This is a genomic window from Nonomuraea sp. NPDC003560 (assembly GCF_042878785.1).
GTDB lineage: Bacteria > Actinomycetota > Actinomycetes > Streptosporangiales > Streptosporangiaceae > Nonomuraea.
The window spans coordinates 269,901-291,115 of record NZ_JBIAOF010000013.1; the positions used below are offsets into that span (position 1 = coordinate 269,901).

The 21,215-nt window shown below is 70.8% G+C and carries 18 protein-coding genes; 12 read left to right on the forward strand and 6 right to left on the reverse strand.

The genetic code is table 11. The features are described 5' to 3' along the window. The first annotated feature begins 742 nt into the window (after positions 1-742). The 4 genes from ACFYUV_RS40805 (at position 743) to ACFYUV_RS40820 (ending at position 7,929) form a co-directional block, all read left to right on the forward strand. Complete coding sequence (locus ACFYUV_RS40805; protein WP_387678948.1) at positions 743-3,010, forward strand: dynamin family protein; 2,268 nt, start codon at positions 743-745, stop codon at positions 3,008-3,010. Continuing rightward, a complete protein-coding gene (locus ACFYUV_RS40810; RefSeq protein ID WP_387678951.1) occupies positions 3,007-4,632 on the forward strand; it encodes a YfjP family GTPase in 1,626 nt (541 codons plus the stop codon). Before ACFYUV_RS40805 ends, ACFYUV_RS40810 begins: the two co-directional genes overlap by 4 nt. Positions 4,633-4,797: 165 nt before the next feature. Then, positions 4,798-5,586, forward strand: coding sequence for a single-stranded DNA-binding protein (locus ACFYUV_RS40815; RefSeq protein ID WP_387678953.1), 789 nt, complete (start codon positions 4,798-4,800; stop codon positions 5,584-5,586). A 1,050-nt stretch (positions 5,587-6,636) separates the two neighbouring features. After that, positions 6,637-7,929, forward strand: coding sequence for a GGDEF domain-containing protein (locus ACFYUV_RS40820; RefSeq protein ID WP_387678955.1), 1,293 nt, complete (start codon positions 6,637-6,639; stop codon positions 7,927-7,929). 118 nt (positions 7,930-8,047) lie between these two features. Here the strand turns inward: ACFYUV_RS40820 and ACFYUV_RS40825 are convergent, their stop codons facing one another. Continuing rightward, a complete protein-coding gene (locus tag ACFYUV_RS40825; RefSeq protein ID WP_387678958.1) occupies positions 8,048-8,260 on the reverse strand; it encodes a hypothetical protein in 213 nt (70 codons plus the stop codon). Next, entirely contained in the window at positions 8,257-8,775 is a 519-nt protein-coding gene (locus ACFYUV_RS40830; protein ID WP_387678961.1) for a carboxymuconolactone decarboxylase family protein, read from the reverse strand. The genes ACFYUV_RS40825 and ACFYUV_RS40830 overlap by 4 nt, the downstream gene beginning before the upstream one ends. Before the next feature lie 90 nt (positions 8,776-8,865). Between ACFYUV_RS40830 and ACFYUV_RS40835 the strand changes: the two genes are divergently transcribed. After that, positions 8,866-9,462 (forward strand): TetR/AcrR family transcriptional regulator, encoded by a 597-nt coding sequence (locus ACFYUV_RS40835; protein WP_387678964.1) that lies wholly within the window; start codon positions 8,866-8,868, stop codon positions 9,460-9,462. A gap of 375 nt (positions 9,463-9,837) precedes the next feature. Further along, positions 9,838-11,502, forward strand: coding sequence for an energy-dependent translational throttle protein EttA (gene ettA / locus ACFYUV_RS40840; protein ID WP_358294775.1), 1,665 nt, complete (start codon positions 9,838-9,840; stop codon positions 11,500-11,502). Between the two features lie 257 nt (positions 11,503-11,759). On the opposite strand, the gene ACFYUV_RS40845 is transcribed toward ettA, so the two are convergent. Continuing rightward, a complete protein-coding gene (locus tag ACFYUV_RS40845) occupies positions 11,760-13,076 on the reverse strand; it encodes an MFS transporter (RefSeq protein WP_387678967.1) in 1,317 nt (438 codons plus the stop codon). Positions 13,077-13,244: 168 nt separating this feature from the next. On the opposite strand from ACFYUV_RS40845, the gene ACFYUV_RS40850 reads away from it, so the two are divergent. From ACFYUV_RS40850 to ACFYUV_RS40870, 5 genes are all read left to right on the forward strand, one after another. Beyond that, positions 13,245-13,757, forward strand: coding sequence for a VOC family protein (locus ACFYUV_RS40850; RefSeq protein WP_387678970.1), 513 nt, complete (start codon positions 13,245-13,247; stop codon positions 13,755-13,757). A 69-nt stretch (positions 13,758-13,826) separates the two neighbouring features. Beyond that, positions 13,827-14,234, forward strand: coding sequence for a Zn-ribbon domain-containing OB-fold protein (locus tag ACFYUV_RS40855; RefSeq protein ID WP_387678973.1), 408 nt, complete (start codon positions 13,827-13,829; stop codon positions 14,232-14,234). Then, the gene (locus ACFYUV_RS40860) at positions 14,231-15,358 is read left to right on the forward strand and encodes a thiolase (RefSeq protein ID WP_358294767.1); all 1,128 of its coding nucleotides are present in this window, start codon (positions 14,231-14,233) and stop codon (positions 15,356-15,358) included. The genes ACFYUV_RS40855 and ACFYUV_RS40860 overlap by 4 nt, the downstream gene beginning before the upstream one ends. A gap of 113 nt (positions 15,359-15,471) precedes the next feature. After that, entirely contained in the window at positions 15,472-15,723 is a 252-nt protein-coding gene (locus ACFYUV_RS40865; RefSeq protein WP_387678976.1) for an SCO4226 family nickel-binding protein, read from the forward strand. Positions 15,724-15,891: 168 nt separating this feature from the next. Next, entirely contained in the window at positions 15,892-16,371 is a 480-nt protein-coding gene (locus tag ACFYUV_RS40870; RefSeq protein ID WP_387678979.1) for a hypothetical protein, read from the forward strand. 23 nt (positions 16,372-16,394) lie between these two features. On the opposite strand, the gene ACFYUV_RS40875 is transcribed toward ACFYUV_RS40870, so the two are convergent. Together ACFYUV_RS40875 and ACFYUV_RS40880 are read right to left on the reverse strand one after the other, a co-directional pair. Beyond that, positions 16,395-18,527 (reverse strand): acetate--CoA ligase family protein, encoded by a 2,133-nt coding sequence (locus tag ACFYUV_RS40875; RefSeq protein ID WP_387678982.1) that lies wholly within the window; start codon positions 18,525-18,527, stop codon positions 16,395-16,397. A 3-nt stretch (positions 18,528-18,530) separates the two neighbouring features. Continuing rightward, entirely contained in the window at positions 18,531-19,712 is a 1,182-nt protein-coding gene (locus tag ACFYUV_RS40880) for an acyl-CoA dehydrogenase family protein (protein WP_387678985.1), read from the reverse strand. Between the two features lie 80 nt (positions 19,713-19,792). Between ACFYUV_RS40880 and ACFYUV_RS40885 the strand changes: the two genes are divergently transcribed. Further along, the gene (locus tag ACFYUV_RS40885; protein WP_352322431.1) at positions 19,793-20,404 is read left to right on the forward strand and encodes a TetR/AcrR family transcriptional regulator; all 612 of its coding nucleotides are present in this window, start codon (positions 19,793-19,795) and stop codon (positions 20,402-20,404) included. Here the strand turns inward: ACFYUV_RS40885 and ACFYUV_RS40890 are convergent. Continuing rightward, complete coding sequence (locus tag ACFYUV_RS40890) at positions 20,391-21,215, reverse strand: MaoC/PaaZ C-terminal domain-containing protein (RefSeq protein WP_387678987.1); 825 nt, start codon at positions 21,213-21,215, stop codon at positions 20,391-20,393. The genes ACFYUV_RS40885 and ACFYUV_RS40890 overlap by 14 nt on opposite strands.

Genomic DNA, 21,215 nt, shown 5'->3' on the forward strand with positions numbered 1-21,215 from the left:
GCACGAGTCGCTGGGGGAGCAGACGTTGAGCTTCCGCCCGGTGACGGACGACGACCTGCCCGATTCCCGGCCCCCCGCGCCTTCGCCGCCTGCCGCTCCCGCGAGTCCGCCGCCTGCCTCTCCTGCGGGTCCGTCGCCTGTGGCTCCCGCGGGCTCGCCGTCTGCCTCTCCTGCGGGTCCGCCGTCTGCGGCTCCCGCGGGCTCGCCGTCTGTGGCTTCCGGGGGGCCGTCGAGCTCGGGAGAGTCGTCGTCCTCCGCTGGTCGGCCATCGCTCTTCCAGCCGTCGGCGCGCGCCGACGAGCCCGTCCTCCCTCGGCGGCCCATCGCTCCGCGGCTCCCGGCCGCTTCGCAGGAGCCCTCCGCCGGTACGGACGAGCCCGGCCCGTCCACGGGGCCCAGCCTCTTCACGCCGTCCCGTCCGGCCGACCGTCCGAGCCTGTTCACCCCGGCCCGTGCCGCCGACCCGCGTGAGGGGAACGAGACGCGTCCGAGGCCCGCCGCCTTCTGGGAACGAGGCCCCCAGGAACCGGACACCGCCGCCGACAGCGGAGAAGCGCCTTCCGACGCAGAACAGGCGCCGCCCCCGGCGGCCGCCACCCCTGACGCCGACGCCGACGCCGGGAACTCTGCTCATGCCGATGGCGGCTCGAAGGGCGACGACGTTTCCCGGCCAGATGACGACCCCGCTCCTGAAGCCGAAGCGGCGCCCTCTGCGGAAGGCGACGGCGACCCCAGCGAGGCGATGGACGCTGACGACAACCGCGCCGACGCCGACGCTGACGCCGACCCCAGCGACACCGCCACCTCCGTGGCCACCGAAGACGCCACCGGCTTCGACGCCTTCTCCCCGACCTCCGATGTCCCCGTCGGCGCTGACTACCCCACCGACCCGGGAGACCCGGCGGAGGAGGAGCCCGACTCCGAGGCCGACGCCGACGACGTCAGGTCCACCGTAGAGACCGATGACGCCGAAGCGGCCGCCGACGACCGCTCCGACGCCGTGGGCAACAGCGGCGAGACCGTCCCCAACGCCGACCCGAACACCGAGGCGGACACCGACACGGGTGCCACCGCCCAGATCGACGCCGAATCCGACGACCCCACCGACACCACCCCGGACACCGACGCTGGCCCGGACACCGACGCGGATGCCGTCGTCCAGGCGAACGCCGAAACCGAAGTCGAAACCGACGACCACTCCGACGCGGACACCCACAGCGACGCCGACGCGAACGCCGACGCCGAGGGCGACGCAGACACCGACGGCGACGCTGACGCTGAGGGCGACGCTGACGCTGAGGGCGACGCGGAGACCGACGCCGTAGCGGAGCCGGAAGGCGCGCCGGAGGAAGGACCGCGGGTCGAGGAGTTGCCGGCCGAGGTTGTCGAGGCGATGACGTCGGCGCTGAGCGCGTTGCGCGAAAGCGTGTCCGACCTGCGCTTCAGTCTCGACCTGCCGGGAGCCGAGGAGGCCAGGCGGGCGCGGGCCGACCTGCTGGCCCAGCTGGAGAACTACGTCCTGCCCAGGGTGCGCACCAACACGGCCCCCGCGCTGATCGTGATCGCCGGCTCCACCGGCGCGGGCAAGTCCACCCTGGTCAACTCCCTGGCCGAGCGGAACGTCTCCCGCACCGGAGTGCGCCGCCCGACCACCGGCACCCCCATCCTGGCCTGCCACCCCGACGACAGGAAGTGGTTCGCGGAGGGCGAGCTGCTCAGCGGCCTCGAACGGCTGGACCGGCCCTCGCCCGACAGCGAGACGAGCGGCCTGGTCGTCGTGACGACCGAGAAGCTTCCGCAGGGCGTCGCGCTGCTGGACACCCCCGACATCGACTCGGTCGTCGAGGAGCACCACGAGATCGCCCACCGCATGCTCGACGCCGCCGACCTGTGGATCTTCGTGACCACCGCCGCCCGCTACGCCGACGCGCCCGCCTGGAGCCTCCTGCGCCTGGCCAAGGAGCGCGGCGCCCGCCTGGCCATCGTGTTGTCGCGGGTGCAGCCCCGGTCGGCCGACGTCGTGCTCAAGCATTTCGTCCGCATGCTGACCGAATACGGTCTGGGCGACATCGACCGGTTCGTGATCCACGAGGCCACGGTGACCGACGGCAGGCTGCCCGACAGCGAGGTCACCGACCTGCGCATGTGGCTGGCCGAGCTCTCGGTCGACGAGGCGCGCCGGGCGCAGGCCGTGCAGGAGACCCTGAACGGCGTGCTCAACAGCTTCCGCACCCGCGTGCCCGCGCTGGCCAGGCATCTGGAGGGTCAGGCGGCGTTCCGGGCCGAGCTGCGCAGCGACGTCGAGGCCGCCTACCTGGGCGCGCTGGCCGAGATCGACAAGGCGTCCAAGAACGGCTCGCTGCTGCACGGCGAGGTGCTGGCCCGCTGGCAGGACTTCGCGGGCTCCGGCGACCTCATGCGCTCGCTGCAGTTCGGCAAGAGCGGCAAGGCGGGCAGGCAGACGCCCGAGCGGGTGACGGCGTTCAAGGCGGCGATCCGGGCCGGGTTGGAGTCGGTGATCGTCGCCGCGGCCAACCGCGCCGCCGAGGAGGTGGTCGCGCGCTGGCGGCACCGTTCGGAGCTGGGCGCCAAGCTCGCCGACGGGCTCGACCGCCCGTCGGACAACCTGCTGCGGCACGCCGGGCGCGCCATCGCGTCCTGGCAGGACCACCTGAACGAGCTCGTACGCACCGAGGGCGTGACCAAGCGCTCGGTGTCCAAGCTCGTCTCGTTCGATCCCGACGCGCTCTCCCTGATCTTCACGGTCGCCATGTTCAGCGGCGGCGACGGGTCGGGCGTGCCGCACCGGCTCGTCAACGCCCTGCTCGGCGCGGAGTCGCTGCGCGGCATCGGCGCCAAGGCGCTCAGTGACCTGCGAGCCAGGATCGGCATGCTGTTCGACGAGGAATCCATGCGTTACGTACACGCTCTCGACTCGGCGGGCATCCCGGACGAGTCTGTCGCGACCCGCCTCTACCAGGCGACGTACAACCTTGAGGTCGCCCGATGACGACGACCACGCCCCCGAGGGCGGGCCTCGCGCCCAGGTTGTCCGCGCTCAACAAGGTGGTGGAGCTCGGTCCCGGGCGGCTCGACCAGAAACTGCTCACCGAGGCCGGGGCGCTGCTGACGCGGGCCGGCGACCGGCTCAAGCTGTCGTCCGAGCACACCGTGGTCGCCCTCGCGGGCGGCACCGGCAGCGGCAAGTCGTCCCTGTTCAACGCCATTTCGGGGCTTGAGCTGTCGCCCACCGGCGTACGCCGTCCGACGACGGCCCGTACCCACGCCTGCGTGTGGGGGCTGGAGGGCTCGGCGCCGCTGCTCGACTGGCTGCAGATCCAGCCGCGCCATCGCTTCTCCCGTACCAGCGCGCTCGACAAGGGCGACAGCCAGCTCCACGGGCTGATCCTGCTCGACCTGCCCGACCACGACTCGATCCGGGCGCTCAGCGACAACGAGGCCGACCGGCTCATCGGGCTGGCCGACCTGGTGGTGTGGGTGCTCGACCCGCAGAAGTACGCCGACGCCTCCACCCACCGGCGCTACGTGACCGAGCTGGCCGGGCACGACGCGGTGACCGTGTTCGCGCTCAACCAGGCCGACAGGCTCTCCGCGGCGGAACTGGCCGAGCTGGTCATCGACCTCAACGACCTGCTGCGCCGGGAAGGCGTCGAGCATCCCAGCGTCGTACCGACCTCGGCCGTCACGGGGCGCGGCGTCGAGAGCCTCAAGAGCGTGATCGCGACCGCCGTCGGCCGCCGCCGCGCCGCCGTCCAGAAGCTGGAGGCCGACCTCCAGCGGATGGAGCAGCGGCTCGGCGAGGCCATGCCGCTCGGCGACGCGCTGCTCGTGCCGTCGTCGGTCGACGAGGCGCGCAGGATGGGGCTCACCGATGCGCTCTGCGACGCGATCGGCGTCCCCGCCGTCGGCGAAGCAATGGAGAACGTCTACGCCGAGCGTTCCAGCCAGTGGGTCGGCTGGCCGTATCCGCGGTGGTTCGCCAAGTTCCGTCCGGATCCGTTGAAGAGCCTGCGTCTCGAAGACGTCGGCGACGAGATCCGGGGCATCACGACCGGCTCGGTGAGCGCGCACTCCGCCGAGGTGGCCAACGCCGTGCAGGCGCTCACCGACGGGCTGTCGGCCGGGATGGACCCGGTGTGGCGGACCGCGGTGCAACAGGCCGCGCGCTCGCACGCGTCCCGGCTGCCGAAGGCGCTGACCGAGGAGCTCACGGAGGTGGCGCCGCGCCTCGACCGGGTGCCCGGCTGGTGGCGGCTGCTCAAGGTCTGGCAGTACCTGCTGGTGGTGGCGTTCGTGGCCGGGGTGGTGTGGCTGATGGCCGGGCTGACCGTGCCCGCGCAACTGCCCGCGACCCTGCAACTGGTCGGCGACGGCGCGGCGCTGCCGTGGGTGGCGCTCATGATGGCCTCCGTCCTGGGGCTGGGCGCGTTGTCGGGCATCGCCTCGCGCAACTTCGTGGAGCTGGGGGCCTCGCGGGAGCGGGAACGTCTGGAGCGGGAGATGCGCCGCAGGGTGTCGACGGTGTCGGCGAAGATGGTGGTGGAGCCGGTCGAACGCGAGCTCGGCCGCCACCACGCCTTCTACACGGCCCTGCGCGACCTCTCGGGCTGATCCCCCTCTTCTCGTACGCTTCCTGCACGACCGGCCGTCATCCACAGCCGCCCTCCCTCGCCGTCCCTTATCCACAGAACGGCGTTCGCCCCCGTCCCACCCGGCCTGCTTCAGGCACCGTGTTCCCAGGTCGCGGGCAGTCCGCCCGCCGCATGGGAGGCACGGATGAACGACATCTACATCACGCTCACCGGAAACGTCGCAGCAGAGCCACGGCAGTACAGCTTCGACGACGGCACCAGGGTCACGTCGCTGAAGGTGTTCACCTCGCACCGCTACTTCGACAGGAAGACCGGGCAATGGACCGACGGTGAGCGCGTCTGCTTCACGGTCCGCTGCTGGCGTGCGCTGGGCGACAACGTCGCCGACTGCGTACGGGCGGGGCAGCCCGTCGTCGTGTCCGGCAAGCTCCGCATCCGCGAGTTCGGCGCGGAAGGCGACCGCCGGTTCATGCCGGAGATCGAGGCCAGCGCGGTCGGGCACGACCTGCGCTGGGGCACCGGCGTCTTCACCAAGCCGGAGCGCGGGGGCGGCCTGGGCTCGATGACCAAGGAGATGCGCGAACGCCTCGACGAGGAGACCCAGGACTGGGCGATGGGCACCAAACCCGTCCGTCCGTCTTCCCTCCACCCGTCCGCCGACCCGTCGGTCCCCGCGACCGCCGACGCCCCCCGAAGCGCACCCGCGCAGCCTCACGCCGACGACGCCGGGCCGGACGCCGACCTCACGACGCTGGGCATAGCGGCCACCGACCCCGACGCCGCCCGCCCGCAACCGAGCGCACGTCCCGAGCCCCACCCCGACACCGCCGCGGATGACGACACCACTCCTGGCCCGGTCACACCAGAGCAGCCGGGCCGCGGTTCGTCAGCCAAGGCCGCCACGGTCCGCGTCCTGGGCGCGTCCAGCAAGCCCCGGACGAAGACACAGACACCGGAGAAGGCCGCGGCCTGACACCATCGCCACCTGACGGCTGAGCACCTGCACCAGCGGATGCTTCCGCCGTGACGGACACGTGGCCGCTGCCCACGGGGGCGGGTGTCTTCATGCCGACCTACGCAACCCGCCATGAAGACACCCGCCCCAACCCGGCCGGCCCACTCGCCTCGACGCCCCCACAACCACACCCGCCAGGCGCGCCCACATCGAGGACGCAGTGGGCGGCCGATCAAGCGAAAAGCCGGCCCCCGGCACAGCGCCCGACCCGCCGGCTGCTCATCCACCTGCAGCGGACTACTCGCGGGCTGCGACCCCTCTGGACGGGGTTGCCCGTTGTCTGTATGGGCTCCTTAACCGCCTGACCGGGGCACCCACGTAACTGCCAATCCACCCAAGGGGGCGCGTGCATGCGGAGGCGCACTGACCCGGTTCGCCTCACGGTGATCCCCCACGGGTAACTACGCCCGGAGGCGCGCTGCCCAGGCGGGGGTTGGTGCCGCTTGCCTCCTGGCGGTGCTCGGGTTCGGGGACGCGCAGGCGTCGAGGCGGACGGCATCGCGCGAAGGACATACGGCGTCCTCAGGCGGTGACGCGACGCGCGTGCGGGCAACGGCGGGCAAGCGCGACGTGACGGCAGTCGTATGTGTGATGCACTCCTTGATTGCGTAGGCCCGGACGCGCTGGTCATCGAGTTCCTCGACGGACCGGATGAAGGAGTGGTACGACCGATGGTTCACCGGCCATCGGTCAGGGGGAAAGCGATCGGGGCGGAGGGCAGCAGCCGATGGGTCGGCGCCCCGCGCAGGGGACGGCCAAGGGGAGGGGGAGGGGCATCGGCTGATGGCCCCGATGTCACCCCGAAGGGGGCCGATGGGGTGTTTGTCCGTGTCAGATACCTAGAGCATGGGTCATGTCCAGGTCACGCCCCGCACCATGGTTGCTCCTTTCCGGCACTGCCCGCTCGCGGAGTGAGCAGGCGTGGTCGTTTCAACGTAGCGGTTCCCATCGCATAACGCACACTCCGCAATTATTGTGTTACACATCGTTAGTCAGGGAGGAGACGAGATGGCGGCGACCAGTCACGCCACGATCAAGTCTCGCGACGGTGTGTCAAGAATGGCCGGTCGTTGGCCATTGCTCGGGCAACGGCGCCCGCTTGTGGCGTATCTGTGCGCCATTGTCGCCCTAGATGCCGTCGCGATCACCTTGTTCACGAGATCTACCGATTTCCACTGGCCGGATTTGCTGACCTTTGCCGCTCTCATGGCGTGCGGCGCGGTCTGCATCGAGGCCAGCAGGCGTCTGGGCATGCCCGCCGGGGTCTCGCGTGACCTGTTGTCGGCCTGGTGGCTGCCGGTCGCCCTGCTCCTGCCGCCGGTCTACGCCCTCTTTGCGCCGATCGTGCTGCAGATCCTTCTCCAGGTGCGCGTGCGCGCCACAGTTCTCTACCGTCGGGTGTTCAGCTCGGCGGCCATCGGTCTGGCCGGCTGCACGGCGTCGGTCGCCTTCCACTGGGTCGTCCCCGACCCCTGGGTGCTGACGCAGGGGAGTGGGCCGCCGATTGCTTACGCGGTTGCGGCCGCCGTGCTGTTCTCCCTGCTCAACATCGGTCTCATCGCGGTCGCGGCGCACACGTCCGATCCTGAGGGGTCGTGGCAGGAGGTGTTGTGGAACCGGGAGAGCGTCCTGCTGGACGTCGTCGAACTGTGTCTCGGGGTCACGGTCTCGATCGGGTGCGGGCTCAACCTGGCTCTGCTGGTGCTCGCGTTGCCGCCGGTCGTCCTGCTGCAACGCAGTCTGTTGCATGCGCAGTTGCAGGCCGCCGCCCGTACCGACTCGAAGACCGGGCTGCTCAATGCGGCCGCCTGGCAGCGGGAGGCCGACACCGAGATCCTGCGGGCGCGTCGCAGCGGTGACACGCTGGCGTTGCTGATCATCGACATCGACCACTTCAAGCGGGTGAACGACGCCCATGGGCATCTGGTCGGCGACGAGGTGCTGGCCGGGGTGGCGGCCATGTTGCGCAGGGAGTTGCGGGAGTCCGACGTGGTGGGGCGGTTCGGGGGCGAGGAGTTCGTCGTCCTGCTGCCGGGGGCGGACGTCGACGAGGCGCGGCAGGTCGCCGAGCGACTTCGTACGCACATCGGGCACATGGCCATCCCGGTGGACGATGCTCTGATCCGGATCACGATCTCGGTCGGGGTCGCGTTGATGTGCGTGCACGGCGACGATCTGATCGACCTGCTGGCCGCCGCCGACCTGGCTCTCTATCGGGCCAAGGAGCTGGGCCGGGACCGTGTCTGCATCCCCGTCGTCCAGCCGCCGCAACCGCCGTCGCCCGAGGAACAAGCCGTGTGACGTGCCGTCGCGCACGCCGTGTGGTGCGCGGTGGGATGTGCGGGGAATGCGGGCAGGCGCCTGAGGGACGGATGGGTCAGGGGCCTGCCCTCGGGTGGTGGCCTGTGCGCCTCGGGCGTCAGGTCGTGGTGACGCCGTCGCAGGTGACGAGCCGGACGGCGGGAGCCGAGACGATCTGGACGTGGGGTACGCCGGGGACCTCGACGTTGAGATACCCGCCCTCGATGGCGAACCGCACTCCTTCCACGGTCGACACCCGGCGGCCCTCGGAGTTCGTCAGCGTGTAGCCGTCGAGGAGTTCGACGGTGCCGTTTCTCCAGGTGGGGTTCATGCCTGCACCTCCGGGAAGTCCAGCTCGGGCTGGGCGAGGTGGTTGAAGTAGTTGGACAAGGTGTTCAGGGCGATGTGGCCCACGATCTCGGCGAGCTCCGCGTCCGAGACGCCGGCGGCCCGTGCGGCGTCCAGGTCCGCGTCGCTCACCGCGCCACCCGTGTGCATGATCGCCTGAGTGATCGCCAGGACGGCGGCCGCGTGCGGCTCGTCGTCCGCGCCCTGGCGGGTCTTGAGCAGTTCCTCGTCGGACATGCCCATACGGCGTCCGCGCATGGTGTGGGCGCTCACGCAGTACGTGCAGTGGTTCTCCTGGGCGACCAGCAGGGCGATCTGCTCCCTCAGTCTCGGGGTGAGGACGCCCGAGCTGAGGTGTTCGCGCATCGCGAGGTAGCCGGCCAGGGCGGCTGGGCCGTTGGCGAGGGCGGCGTACAGGTTGGGGACCTTGCCGAGCTGGCGGCGGGTCTGGTCGAGCAGACCGTCATTGTCTTCTGTCAGTTGTGGAAGGCGGGGCATGAGGTCTCCAAAACGGTACTGATCGGTTCCATCTGGGCAAGACGATACCGAACGGTTCCGTTTTAGGGAAGTTCGGGATAGCTTGGCGGTATGCCCACACGTGCACGTGAACGACTGCTCGACGCCGCCGAGGACCTCTTCTACGCGGAGGGGATCAGAGCGGTGGGCGTCGAGCGGATCCTGAGTGTCTCGGGGGTGGGCCGCGCCTCCTTCTACCGGCATTTCCCGAGCAAGGACGACCTGGTCGTGGCCGTACTGCGGCGACGGGACGAGCGGTGGCGGGCCTGGCTGGCCGAACGCGTGGAGGCTCTGGGCGGCCATCCGCTGGACGTCTTCGACGCCCTGGCCGAACGGTTCGCGCGGGCGGATTTCCGTGGATGCGCCTTCATCAACACCATGATCGAGACGGCGGATCCGGACAGTGCGGCACATCGGGTGGCGGCCGAGCACAAGGAGCGCGTGCGGGCGTACGTCTCGGGGTTGATCGAGCGCGACGGTCGTGCCGATGCCGCCGAGCTGGCGCACCTGTTCGTCCTGCTGGTGGACGGTGCCATCGTCACGGCGGTACGTGAGCGCTCGACCCACCCGGCGCAACGGGCACGAGCCGCAGCCGCCGCCCTCCTGGCAACGGCGCGGACCACCCCGGGGACCACCGCAGGGGCCGCGACTTCAGGGGCCGCGACCTAGGAAGCTGTGGTGGACGCGGCCGTGGCGGAGGGGGGCGTGGTGAAGCGGCCGTGCTGGAGGCGGCCGTGGTGGAGGGGCCCTGGCAAAGGGGCATGGCGGCGGAGGCCGTGACCAGAGGGCCATGGAGGGGCGTGATCGCGATCCTGGTCGGCTGAGGTCGGGGCGAACGGCGTCCCGTCCCCAAGGTGGGCTCGGGGCCTGGGGTGTCATGGCTGTTGCAGCGTGCAAGGGTGGCAAGGGGGCGGCCCCGGGACGTCACGGCCTTCGGGGGAGGAGGGGTTGGAGGGGTGGGGGTGCAGGGGCGAGCGGGGACGGGCGGAGGTGAAAGGGGCTGGGCGGCGGAAGCCTGCGTGTGCAGCCTCTAAGCTAGGGAGCATGCCGGAGTACATCTACACGCTGCAGCGCGTGCGCAAGGCGCACGGCGACAAGGTTGTCCTTGACGACGTCACGCTGTCGTTCCTGCCCGGAGCCAAGATCGGTGTCCTGGGGCCGAACGGCACCGGGAAGTCGACGCTGCTCCGGATGATGGCCGGCCTGGAGCAGCCGTCCAATGGCGACGCCAAGCTGATGCCGGGCTTCACGGTCGGCATGCTCCAGCAGGAGCCGCCGCTCAACGAGGAAAAGACCGTTCTGGGCAACGTGCAGGAGGGTGTCGCCGAGACGATGGCGATGCTCGAGCGCTACAACCAGATCGCCGAGCAGATGGCCACCGACTACAGCGACGAACTGCTGGAGGAGATGGGCAAGCTCCAGGACCAGCTGGAGCACCGCAACGCGTGGGACCTCGACAGCCAGCTGGAGCAGGCGATGGACGCCCTGCGCTGCCCGCCGCCCGACGCCGAGGTGAGCAAGCTGTCCGGTGGTGAGCGCCGCCGCGTGGCGCTGTGCAAGCTGCTGCTTGAGGCCCCCGACCTGCTGCTGCTCGACGAGCCCACCAACCACCTCGACGCCGAGAGCGTGCAGTGGCTGGAGTCGCACCTGGAGAAGTACGCCGGCACGGTGCTGGCCGTCACCCACGACCGGTACTTCCTGGACAACGTGGCCAACTGGATCCTTGAGCTCGACCGCGGTCGCTGCTACCCCTACGAGGGCAACTACTCCACCTACCTCGACATGAAGGCCCAGCGCCTCAAGGTCGAGGGCCAGAAGGACGCCAAGCGCAAGAAGCGCCTGGAGGACGAGCTGGAGTGGGTGCGCTCCAACCCCAAGGCCCGCCAGACCAAGAGCAAGGCCCGTCTCCAGCGGTACGAGGAGATGGCCGCCGAGGCCGACAAGTTCCGCAAGCTGGACTTCGAGGAGATCCAGATCCCGCCGGGCCCGCGTCTGGGCACCACGGTGATCAAGTCCGACCAGCTCACCAAGGGCTTCGGCGACCGCCTGCTGATGGAGAGCCTGACGTTCGACCTGCCGCGTAACGGCATCGTCGGCGTCATCGGCCCCAACGGCGTCGGCAAGACCACGCTGTTCCGCATGATCACGGGTGGGGAGACGCCGGACGCGGGGTCTATCACGGTCGGCGACACCGTGAAGATCTCCTACGCCGACCAGAGCCGGGGCGGCATCGACCCGAACAAGAACGTCTGGGAGGTCGTCTCCGACGGGCTCGACCACATCAAGGTCGGCAACGTCGAGATGCCGTCGCGGGCCTACATCGCGGCGTTCGGGTTCAAGGGGCCCGACCAGCAGAAGAAGGCGGGGGTGCTGTCGGGCGGCGAGCGTAACCGGCTCAACCTGGCGCTCACCCTCAAGCAGGGCGGCAACGTGCTGCTGCTCGACGAGCCGACCAACGACCTCGACACCGAGACGTTGTCGTCGCTGGAGAACGCGCTGCTCGACTTCCCGGGCTGCGCCGTGATCACCTCGCACGACCGGTGGTTCCTCGACCGCATCGCCACCCACATCCTCGCGTGGGAGGAAGGCTCGAACTGGTTCTGGTTCGAGGGCAACTTCGCCGACTACGAGAAGAACAAGATCGAGCGTCTCGGCGCCGACGCGGCCCGTCCCCACCGGGTGACGTACCGGAAGCTGCACCGGGACTGACATCTCATTCCGGCACCGGGACTGACGGACACGTCCCGTCCCGGCACCGGGACGAGCGTCTCACTCCTGCGACGAGCGGCGGGCCCCTTCGGGGGCGCGCCGCTTTCGCGTGTTCCGGCAGGGCTGATCAGTGTTCGGGCTCGGTTGGGACGGTTCGGCGTTCGCCCCGGTTGGGACGGTTCGGTGTTCAGGCGGTTGGGACGGTTCGGTGTTCGGACGCGATGAGGACGGATCAGTGTTCAGGCTCGGGGGATGGGTCAGCTTTCGGCCTCGGTGAGGGCCACCTGGACGGGGGTGGGGGCGGGGCGGCGCCATGGACCGTTGAACAGCAGGATCGCGGGGACGAACAGCACAAGGCAGCCCAGCGCCACGAACAGCCACGTCTGCCAGCTCGTGGCCGCCACGACGTGCGGGATGACCAGCAGCCCGACCACCGCGATCGCCTTGCTCAGGAAGCCGAACAGCCCCCAGGCCGTGCCCTGCAGGCGCGGGTCGGCGTCCTCGGCGTCCTCGGAGTAGTTGGCCATCCAGGGGGCGTAGGCGACGCCGAGTGAGCCGCCGAGCAGGGCGCCGACCACCATGAGCGTGCCGGTGGAGACGCCTTCCTGGCCGAGCGCGACGGCGAGGTAGGCGGTGACCAGCACCGCGGCGATCGTCCCGGCGAGCGAGAACGGCTTGCGCAGCTGCAGGCGGTCCGACAGGCGGCCGGTGACGATCAGCGTGACCAGGTTCAGGCTCCAGAACGCGGCCATGATCGTGGACGCCTGCGCGCTGCTGATGCCGAGCGCGCCCACCAGCATCGTCTGGCCGAACAGCGACAGCGTGATGTAGAGGACCAGCCAGAGCGAGATGCCGACGACGTGGGCCCAGATGTTGCGCCGGGCGAACAACGACCGGACGGTGGGCGGACGCCGCAGGTCGACGACCTCCTCGGCGGCCCGTTCGGTGTGCTGGATCCTGGCCCGCAGCTCGGGGGACAGGTCGGCGATGTTGAACGCGATGACCGCGGAGATCACCAGCGAGAAGCAGCCCATGATGACGAACTGCGACCGCCACGACTCGTCGAAGATCGGCAGCGTCCAGCCGGCGACGGCGGCGGCCAGGAAGTTCGCGCCCACCGGGCCCCACGTCCAGAACCCGAACGCCTGCGCCCGTCCGAGCCGTGGCGAGAAGTCGCGGATCAGCGGCGCGGTGGAGGCCATGGCGACGCCGTCCACGAAGGCCAGCAGGATGCGGGCGATCAGCAGGTCGCGCGGGCTGTGCACGAGCGTCATGGCGAAGCAGCACACGGCGGTGAGGGCCATGAGCGGGATGAGCAGGCGGACCCGGCCGACCCGGTCGGTGAGCCGCCCGCCCAGGATGGAGGCCACGGCACCGGCCACCGCCGCCGCCCCCGACACCGCGCCGTACGTGGCCAGGGACATGTTCAGGTCTTTGAGCAGCAGGGGTACGACGGGCGCGATCTGCCCTTCGTAGGAGCCGATGAGGATGGCCAGGACGGCCATGGTGAGGATCTTCATCCGGCGGGCGCCGGTCGGGTACTCGTCGAGCTCGCGGACGTAGGACAGCCTCATGACAAGCCTTTCTGTCGAGCCTAGGCCCCCCGTCATGAGTTCTAGAAGCCAGCTCTAGAATCCATTTCTGAGATGCTGCTCCTCGCATCGGCCGGCGTCAAGAGTGCGTACCCGGTATCAGATGATTAGAATCAAATTCTAGGATTCGTTCGTAGTGAGGAGCCGGGTGTGGACCTGGAACTTGACGGCCTCGACGTGACCTTCGACCACACGGCCGTGGCCGCTCCCCGGATCAGGGACCTGCTGCCGATCTACCGCGACCTGCTCGGCGGTCGCCATCTGGGCGGCGGCGGGGACAACCGGATCAGCGGGTACCGCACGCTGCAGCTCACCTACTCCAACGGGAGCAAGATCGAGCTCATGGAGCCGCTGACCGGGTCCACGTTCTTCGACAGCTTCTTCGAGCTGACGCGGGGGCGGGGTGGCGTCCATCATCTGAACTTCCACGTCGGGGACATGGACGCGGCCGTCGCCCGGCTCACCGGGCGCGGCTACCGGCTGCACGGGCTCAACAGGGCCGACGTGCGCTGGCAGGAGGTGTTCCTGCACCCCAAGGAGGCGCACGGCGTGCTCATCCAGCTCGCCTGCCCGGGGTTCCGTGACCCGGACGAGGCCCGCCCGACGCTGGAGGAGGTGCTGGCGGGACGCGGCCGCAACGGCGACGGCATCCCCAGCCCCTGAGCCACGGAGGCTTCCCCCGAACCGAACCTAGCTCTAGAGTGCGATTCTAGAACTAGAGTGGGGAGGCCCATGAAACCGGCACCGAAGCCAACGCCCGAGACCCAGCCGTTCTGGGACGGCACGGCCGCGGGAGAGCTCAGGATCCAGCGCTGCCAGACGTGCGCGCGGCACTACTTCTACCCCCGGCCGAGCTGCCCCCACTGCGGCGGCGGCGACGTGGAGTGGGTGCGCGCGACGGGCCGCGCGACCCTGTACTCGTACGTGATCAACCATCGTCCCGCGCCCGGTTTCGAGGCCGGCGGGCCCTACGCCATCGCCGTCGTGGAGCTGGAGGAGGGCGTGCGGATGATGACCAACATCGTCGGCGTGCCCAACACCCCTGAGAACCTGCCGCTGGACATGGAGCTGCGGGTGGTGTTCGAGCGGCGCGGCGACGTGCACGTGCCGCTCTTCGAGCCCGCGGAGGGCGTCCGATGAACATCGTGATCGCCGGGGCGGCCGAGACCGACGAGATCGGCCGCCTGCCGGACCGCTCCACCTTCCAGCTTCACCTGGAGGCCGCGCGCAACGCCCTCGCCGACGCGGGCATGACGAAACACGACATCGACGGCATCGCCACGGTCGGCACGCCCGGCCCGATCCAGGTGGCCCACGCCCTCGGCATCACGCCCTCCTGGCTCGACGGCACGGGCGTGGGCGGGTCGTCGTTCCTGTTCCACGTACGGCACGCGGCCGCCGCCATCCGGGCCGGGTTGTGCCGTACCGTGCTGATCACGCACGGCGAGTCGGGACGGTCGCGCGTCGGCGCCGGCCGGTGGGGGCTGGGCGCGGACTCGCTGCTCGGGCAGTTCGAGCTGCCGTACGGGGTGGTCGGGCCGCCGACGTCGTTCACCGTCACGGCGCTGCGCCACATGAAGGAGACCGGCCTCACCCACGAGCAGCTGGCCGAGGTGGCGGTCGCGCAGCGCCGCTGGGCCTCCAGGAACCCGCGGGCCATGTACCGCGACCTGATCACGGTCGAGGACGTGCTCGCGTCGAAGCTCGTCGCCTACCCCTTCCACCTGCTGGAATGCTGCCTGGTGACGGACGGCGGCGGCGCGCTGGTCGTCACCTCCGAGGAGCTGTCGCGCCGCCCGCCGGTGTACCTGCTCGGCTCCGGCGAGGCCATGGACGCGCCGATGGTCTCGCAGATGGAGGACTTCACCACCTCCAAGGGCTTCCGCCTGTCCGGCCGGGCCGCCTTCGCCGAGGCCGGGATCTCCCACGACGACGTCGACCACCTGATGGTGTACGACGCCTTCGCCCACGTGCCCGTCTACGGCCTGGAGGACCTGGGCTTCGTCGGGCGGGGCGAGGCGGGGGCGTTCATCGCCGAGGGGCACACCTCGCCCGGCGGCCGGCTGCCGATGAACACCAACGGCGGCGGCCTGTCCTACACGCACACCGGCATGTACGGCATGTTCGCCATCCAGGAGTCGGTGCGGCAGCTCCGGGGCGAGGCCGCGGCCCAGGTGCCGGACGTGGAGGTGAGCGTGGTGCTGGGCAACGGCGGCATGTTCGCCTCCGCCGCCACCCTCGTCCTGGCTTCCCGGTTGCCCTAGGTTCCGCGCACGGCCGTCCGGGCAGGCGAGCCCGGACGGCCGATGGAACGGGATGGAACGGAATGGAACGCCTCTCCATCGGAAGCGGAAGATCCTGAGAAGAGGAGACGGCGATGCCGAAGTTCATGGACGTGCACAGTGGTTTCGTCGGCGTCACCGAGGAGCAGTTGCGCGAGGCCCACGAGCGGGACCTGGCGGTCGAGGGGGTCGAGGGTGTGCACTTCGAGCGGGCCTGGCTCGATCCGGACTCGGGCAAGGTGTTCTGCCTGTCGTCGGGGCCGTCGAAGGAGGCGGTGATGCGGGTGCACGAGAAGGCCGGCCATCCCACGACGGAGATCTACGAGCTGCCCGTCGAGGTCGAGTAGCCACGACCCGGCCACCGGACCGGTGACGGCCGCCCGCGCTGCTGCGGACGCGGGCGGCCGCCACCGAGACGCCCGGAGCCACGAGGCCCCGGACAAGGCCGCGAAAAGCCGTCCGGGCGGGCGCGTCGGGCGGCGGGCCGCGCGCGAGGGCCGTACTAGATTCGTCGGGTGAGCACGGGAGCCGCGCGCGGGGTGGGGCGGTTCGTCAACGGCGAGTCGGTCTACGGGACCATCCTGACGGCCGGCGTCGTCTCCGGGCTCTCGCACTGGATCGCCGACCCGGCCGAGCTGCTGGCGACCGCGATCGGCACGGTCATCGTGTTCTGGATCGCGCACGCGTTCGCCGAGATCGTCGGCGACCGGTCGCCGGACGTGCGCAAGGCGGTGCGGGGCGCGGTGACGCGCTCCACGGGCATGTTGTGGGGGCTGGTCCCGCTCACGGTGATCCTGTGCGTGGCGATGACCGGCGTGATGTCCGTGGACGCGTCGGTGTACCTGGAGATCGGCGTGTCGGTCGTCCTGCTCACCGTGCTCGGCTTCTTCGCGGCGGCGCCCAAGACCGACCGGCTCTGGATCCGGCTGCTCTGCGGGGCCGGCTCGGGCGCCCTGGGAGCCGTGATGATCCTGCTGAAGAGCCTTGACCATTGAGCAAGGGCGCCCGAGCCGCCAGGTCAGGAGGGCGGCGGGCGCCAGGTGATGAGCGCGTCCAGGGCCTCGACGCGGGAGCCGGTGACCAGGAGCGGGTTGATCTCCAGGGACTCCAGGTCGTCGCCCAGGCTCTCGGCGAACGCGGCGATCCCGGCCACCACGTCGGCCACCGCGTCCAGGTCGGCGGGCTCGGTGCCCCTGGCGCCGTCCAGCAGGGCCGCGCCGCGCAGCTCGGACAGGGCCCGGCGGACCTCGCCGGCGTCCACCGGCAGCACGCGCAGGGCCGCGTCCCGCAGCACCTCCACCCAGACGCCGCCGAGCCCGACCGCCAGGGTGAGCCCCCAGGCCGGGTCGCGCACCACGCCCGCCAGCAGCTCGATGCCGCCGCCGCGCTGCGGCTGGACCAGGACGCCCGCGTCGGGGGCGTGCGCCCGCGCCGCGGCCACCACCTCCCGGTACGCCTGCCGCACCTCCTCCGGGCCGGACAGCCCGAGCCGCACCCCGCCGATGTCGCTCTTGTGCCCGAGCCCTTCGGCGGCGGCCTTGAGCACCACCGGGTAGCCGAACCGCTCGGCCGCGGCCACCGCCGCCGCCTCGTCCGCCGCGGTCTCGGACGGCACCACAGGCAGCCCCGCGGCGGCGAGCAGGGCGGCGGCCCGGTGCTCGGCCCACACGCCGTGCGCACCCTCGGGCGTGCCTCCGAATGCGCCCCCGGATGCGCCGGTGACCGCCGCCCGCCCGGCCGGGCCGCCGCCGGTCAGGGCCCTGCGGTGGGCCTCCGACCAGCGCACCGCCGCGCCGAGCGCGGTCAGGCCGTGCTCGATCCCGCCCATGACGTACGGGAACCCGGTCTCCCGCTGCACCTGCCGCCCGAACTCCGTGACGTCGGTCAGCACGTTGCTCACCACCACGACCGGCACCGGCGACTCGGCGATGCGCCGCGCGCTGGCCTCGTACATGGCCAGGACGGGCGCGGGGTCCGCAGGGGCGACCCTGGGCGGTTCGGACAGCAGCATGACCAGGTCGATGCCGGGATCTGCGGTCACCGTCTCCAGGGCGCGGCCGAGCAGGGTGCGGTCGACGAGGACGTAGCCGGTGACGTCGAGCGGGTTCTGCACGGTGCCGAACGACGGCACGATCCCGGCCAGCTTCTCGACCGTCGCCGCAGCGAAGGGCGGCAGCTCCAGGCCCTCGTCCTCGGCCCGGTCCGCGATGATCTCGGACGCGCCGCCGGACGGGGTGACGACGCCCACCCGGCGGCCGGGCAGCGGGCCGGTGGCGGCCAGCAGCCCGGAGGTGATGATGAGGTCCTCCAGCGAGCGCACCCTGATCACGCCGAGCTGGCGCATGGCGGCGTCGATGACGTCGTCGTCGCCCACGAGCGCGCCCGTGTGGGCCTGCGCGGTGTGCGAGGCGAGCCGGCTGCGGCCGATCTTGAGCGCGACGATCGGCTTGCCCGCCTCCAGTGCCCGGCGGGCGACCCGGGAGAACTCGGCCGGGTTCCTGATCGTCTCCAGGAACAGGGCGATGACCCGGGTCGCCGGGTCGTCCACGAGGTAGTCGACGACGTCGGTGACCGTGACGACCGACTCGTTGCCCATCGAGGTCAGCAGGCTGACGCCGACGTTGCGGGCCTGGGCGAAGCCGAGCACCGAGCTGGCCAGCGCGCCGCTCTGCAGCACCACGCCGACCGACCCGCGCAGCAGCGGCTCGGGGATGGGCAGCCCGTACGGGGTCACGTCGGCGGCGGCGTTGATGTAGCCGTTGCCGTTCGGCCCGAGGATGGTCAGGCCGTTCTCGCGGGCGAACCCGGCGATCTCCGCCTCCAGCCGCGCGCCCTCCGCGCCGGCCTCCCCGAACCCCGCCGTGAGGACGACGTAGCAGCCGATCCCCAGCTTGGCGCCCTCCTTCAGCACGCCGAGCACGGCGGCCGTCGGCACCATGACGTAGGCCAGGTCGACGGGGGAGGGGATCTCGGTCAGGCTGCGGAAGGCCGGCGATCCGTGCACCACCCCGCCCCTGGGGTTGACCAGGTGGACGGGCCCGGAGAAGCCGTGGGTGCGCAGGTTCAGCAGCGTGCTGACCGACCAGCCCGACTTGTCCGTGGCCCCCACCAGGGCGATCGAGCGCGGGTTGAACAGTGCCTCGACCGACATGGACTACTCTCCGATCAGGCCGAGCCTGGCGTGGCCCTTGATGAGGTTGCGGGCGATCGTGCGGCGCTGGATCTCGTCGGTGCCCTCGAAGATGCGCAGCAGGCGCAGCTCCCGGTACCACCGCTCGACCGGCAGCTCCTTGGTGTATCCCATGCCGCCGTGGATCTGCAGCACCCGGTCCACGACCTGGTTGGCCATCACGGCGCCGTTGAGCTTGGCGATGGAGGAGGCGTGCCGGGCGTCCATGCCCTGCTGCACCTGCCAGGCCGCGTGGAGGGTGAGCCACTTGGCCGCCTCGATCTCCACCTGGGAGTCGGCGATCATCCACTGGATGGCCTGGTACTCCGAGATCGTCCGGCCCATCGACTTGCGGATCTTGGCGTAGTCGATGGCCATCTGGAGCATGCGCTCGGCGGAGCCGATGGCACGGGCCGGGATCATGTACCGTCCTTGCCCGATCCACTGCATGGCAAGCTCGAAGCCCTTGCCGAGCTCGCCCAGGATGTTCTCCTCGGGCACCCGCACGTCCTGGAACACCAGCGCGGCCGGCCCCCACTCGCCCATGGTCGGGATGGGCTCGGACGTCCAGCCCATGTCCCGGTCGACCAGGAAGCACGTCACGCCGTGGCCCTCGGCCACCGCGAACACCATGACGAAGTCGGCCTCGCTGCCGCCGGTGATGAACGTCTTCTCGCCGTTGATCACCCACTCGGCGCCGTCGCGGGTGGCGCGGGTGCGGATGTTGCGGGCGTCGGAGCCGGCGCCCGGCTCGGTGATCGCGAAGCAGGACCGCCGTTCGCCCTCGATGGTGGGGACGAGGTAGCGCTGCTTCTGCTCGTCGGTGCCGGCGTAGAGGATGTTGTCGGCGCTGCCGCTGAAGGAGAAGGGCACGAACGTGCGGCCCATCTCCATGGCGATGATCGCGGACATGATCGGGCCGAGCGCGGCGCCGCCGTACTCCTCGGGGGTGTTGATGCCCCAGAAGCCCGACTTCCTGGCCTTGGCGCGCAGGTCGCGCACGACCTCGGGATCGAGCCCCGGACGCCCTTCGCGCTCGTTGCGCAGGACCTCCGGCTCCAGCGGCATGATCTCTTTCTCGATGAAGGCACGCACGGTGTCGCGGATCTGCCGTTCCTCCGGGCTGAGCGAGAAGTCCACGGCCGCCTCCTGAATTTCTAGAATCATTCTCTAGTACGCGATTCTAACCCCCGCGCGGCACTGGTCAAGAATCAGATTCTAGAATTCGGCGGGATAGAATGCCTGGCATGGCACGCAAGTCCTCGTGGGAGTGGAGCCGTACGGCTCAGACGCGCAAGAGCATGTTGCAGGCGGCCCGTGAGGTCTTCAGCGAGCACGGCTTCGCCGACTCCAACGTCTCGGAGGTCGTGGCCCGCGCCGGCTCCAGCGTCGGCAGCCTCTACCACCACTTCGGCGGCAAGACCGAGCTGTTCCTCGCCCTCTACGAGGACCACCAGGCGGCCCACGAGCAGGCGTCGGCCGCCAGCGTCGCCAAGGCCAAGAAGGAGGGCGTCAGCGACCCCGTCGAGCTGCTGATCGCCGGGGCCCGCGCCTACCTCGACGGCGCCTGGGACCGGCGCGACCTGGTCAGGCTCTTCATCGACGGCGACGGCCCGCCCGGCTTCGAGCTGATCCGCCGCACCCGCGGGCGCGAGTGGGTGCGGCAGAACGCCGTCCTGCTCGGCGCCGGGGGAGACCCGCTCGACCGGTTCACGGTCGCGGTGCTGACCAGCATCATCGGCGAGGCCGCCCGCGAGGTCGCCACGTCCGACACCGAGGAGGAGGCCAGGGAGATCATCGAGGCGGCGATGAAGCTCATCCACCGCCTCGATCCCCTCAGGGGGCTCAGCGACGACTGATCGTCGCCCGGCCGCGGTCGATCACCACCGTCCCGTCGTCCTTGGCGGTGCGGAACAGCACGTCGTCGCCGTCGGCCCAGATGGAGACGGTCAGCGGTTCGCCGGGGAACACCGGGCTGCTGAACCGGCCGGACATCGCCCTGAACCGTGACGGGTCCGACCTGGCGAGCGTGTGCAGCAACGCCCGCCCGGTCACCCCGTACGTGCACAGCCCGTGCAGGATCGGCCGGTCGAACCCGGCCCTGGCGGCGAACTCCGGATCGCTGTGCAGCGGGTTGCGGTCGCCGGACAGCCGGTAGAGCAGCGCCTGGTCCGGCCGGGTCGGGTAGGTCACCTTGTGGTCGGGCGCCCGGTCCGGAACCGCCCACTCGTCGCGGGGCCCCCGGTCGCCGCCGAACCCGCCCTCTCCCCGGATGAACACCGAGCTGCGCGAGGCGATCACCAGCTCGCCGGTCTCCAGGTCCACGGCCCTGGCCTCGGTGGTCACCAGCGCGCCCGAGCCCTTGTCGTAGATGCCGGTCACCTTCGACGTCGTCCGTACGCCGCCCGCGGGCGGCAGCTCGCGGTGCAGCTCGAAGCCCTGCTCGGCGTGGACCAGCAGGGCCGGGTCGAAGTCGCCCAGCCGCCGCCCCGGCGACTGCGCCGCCAGCACCGCGAACGTCGGCAGCACCCGCTGCCCCTTCTCGGTGGCGAACTCCAGCTCGTCGAGGCCCGAGCCGACGCCGAGCGCGTACAGCATGGTGTCCTCGGCGGTCCAGGAGCGCTCGTGGGCCGGGCCCTCGACGCCGATCAGCGAGTGGTCGAGCGGCAT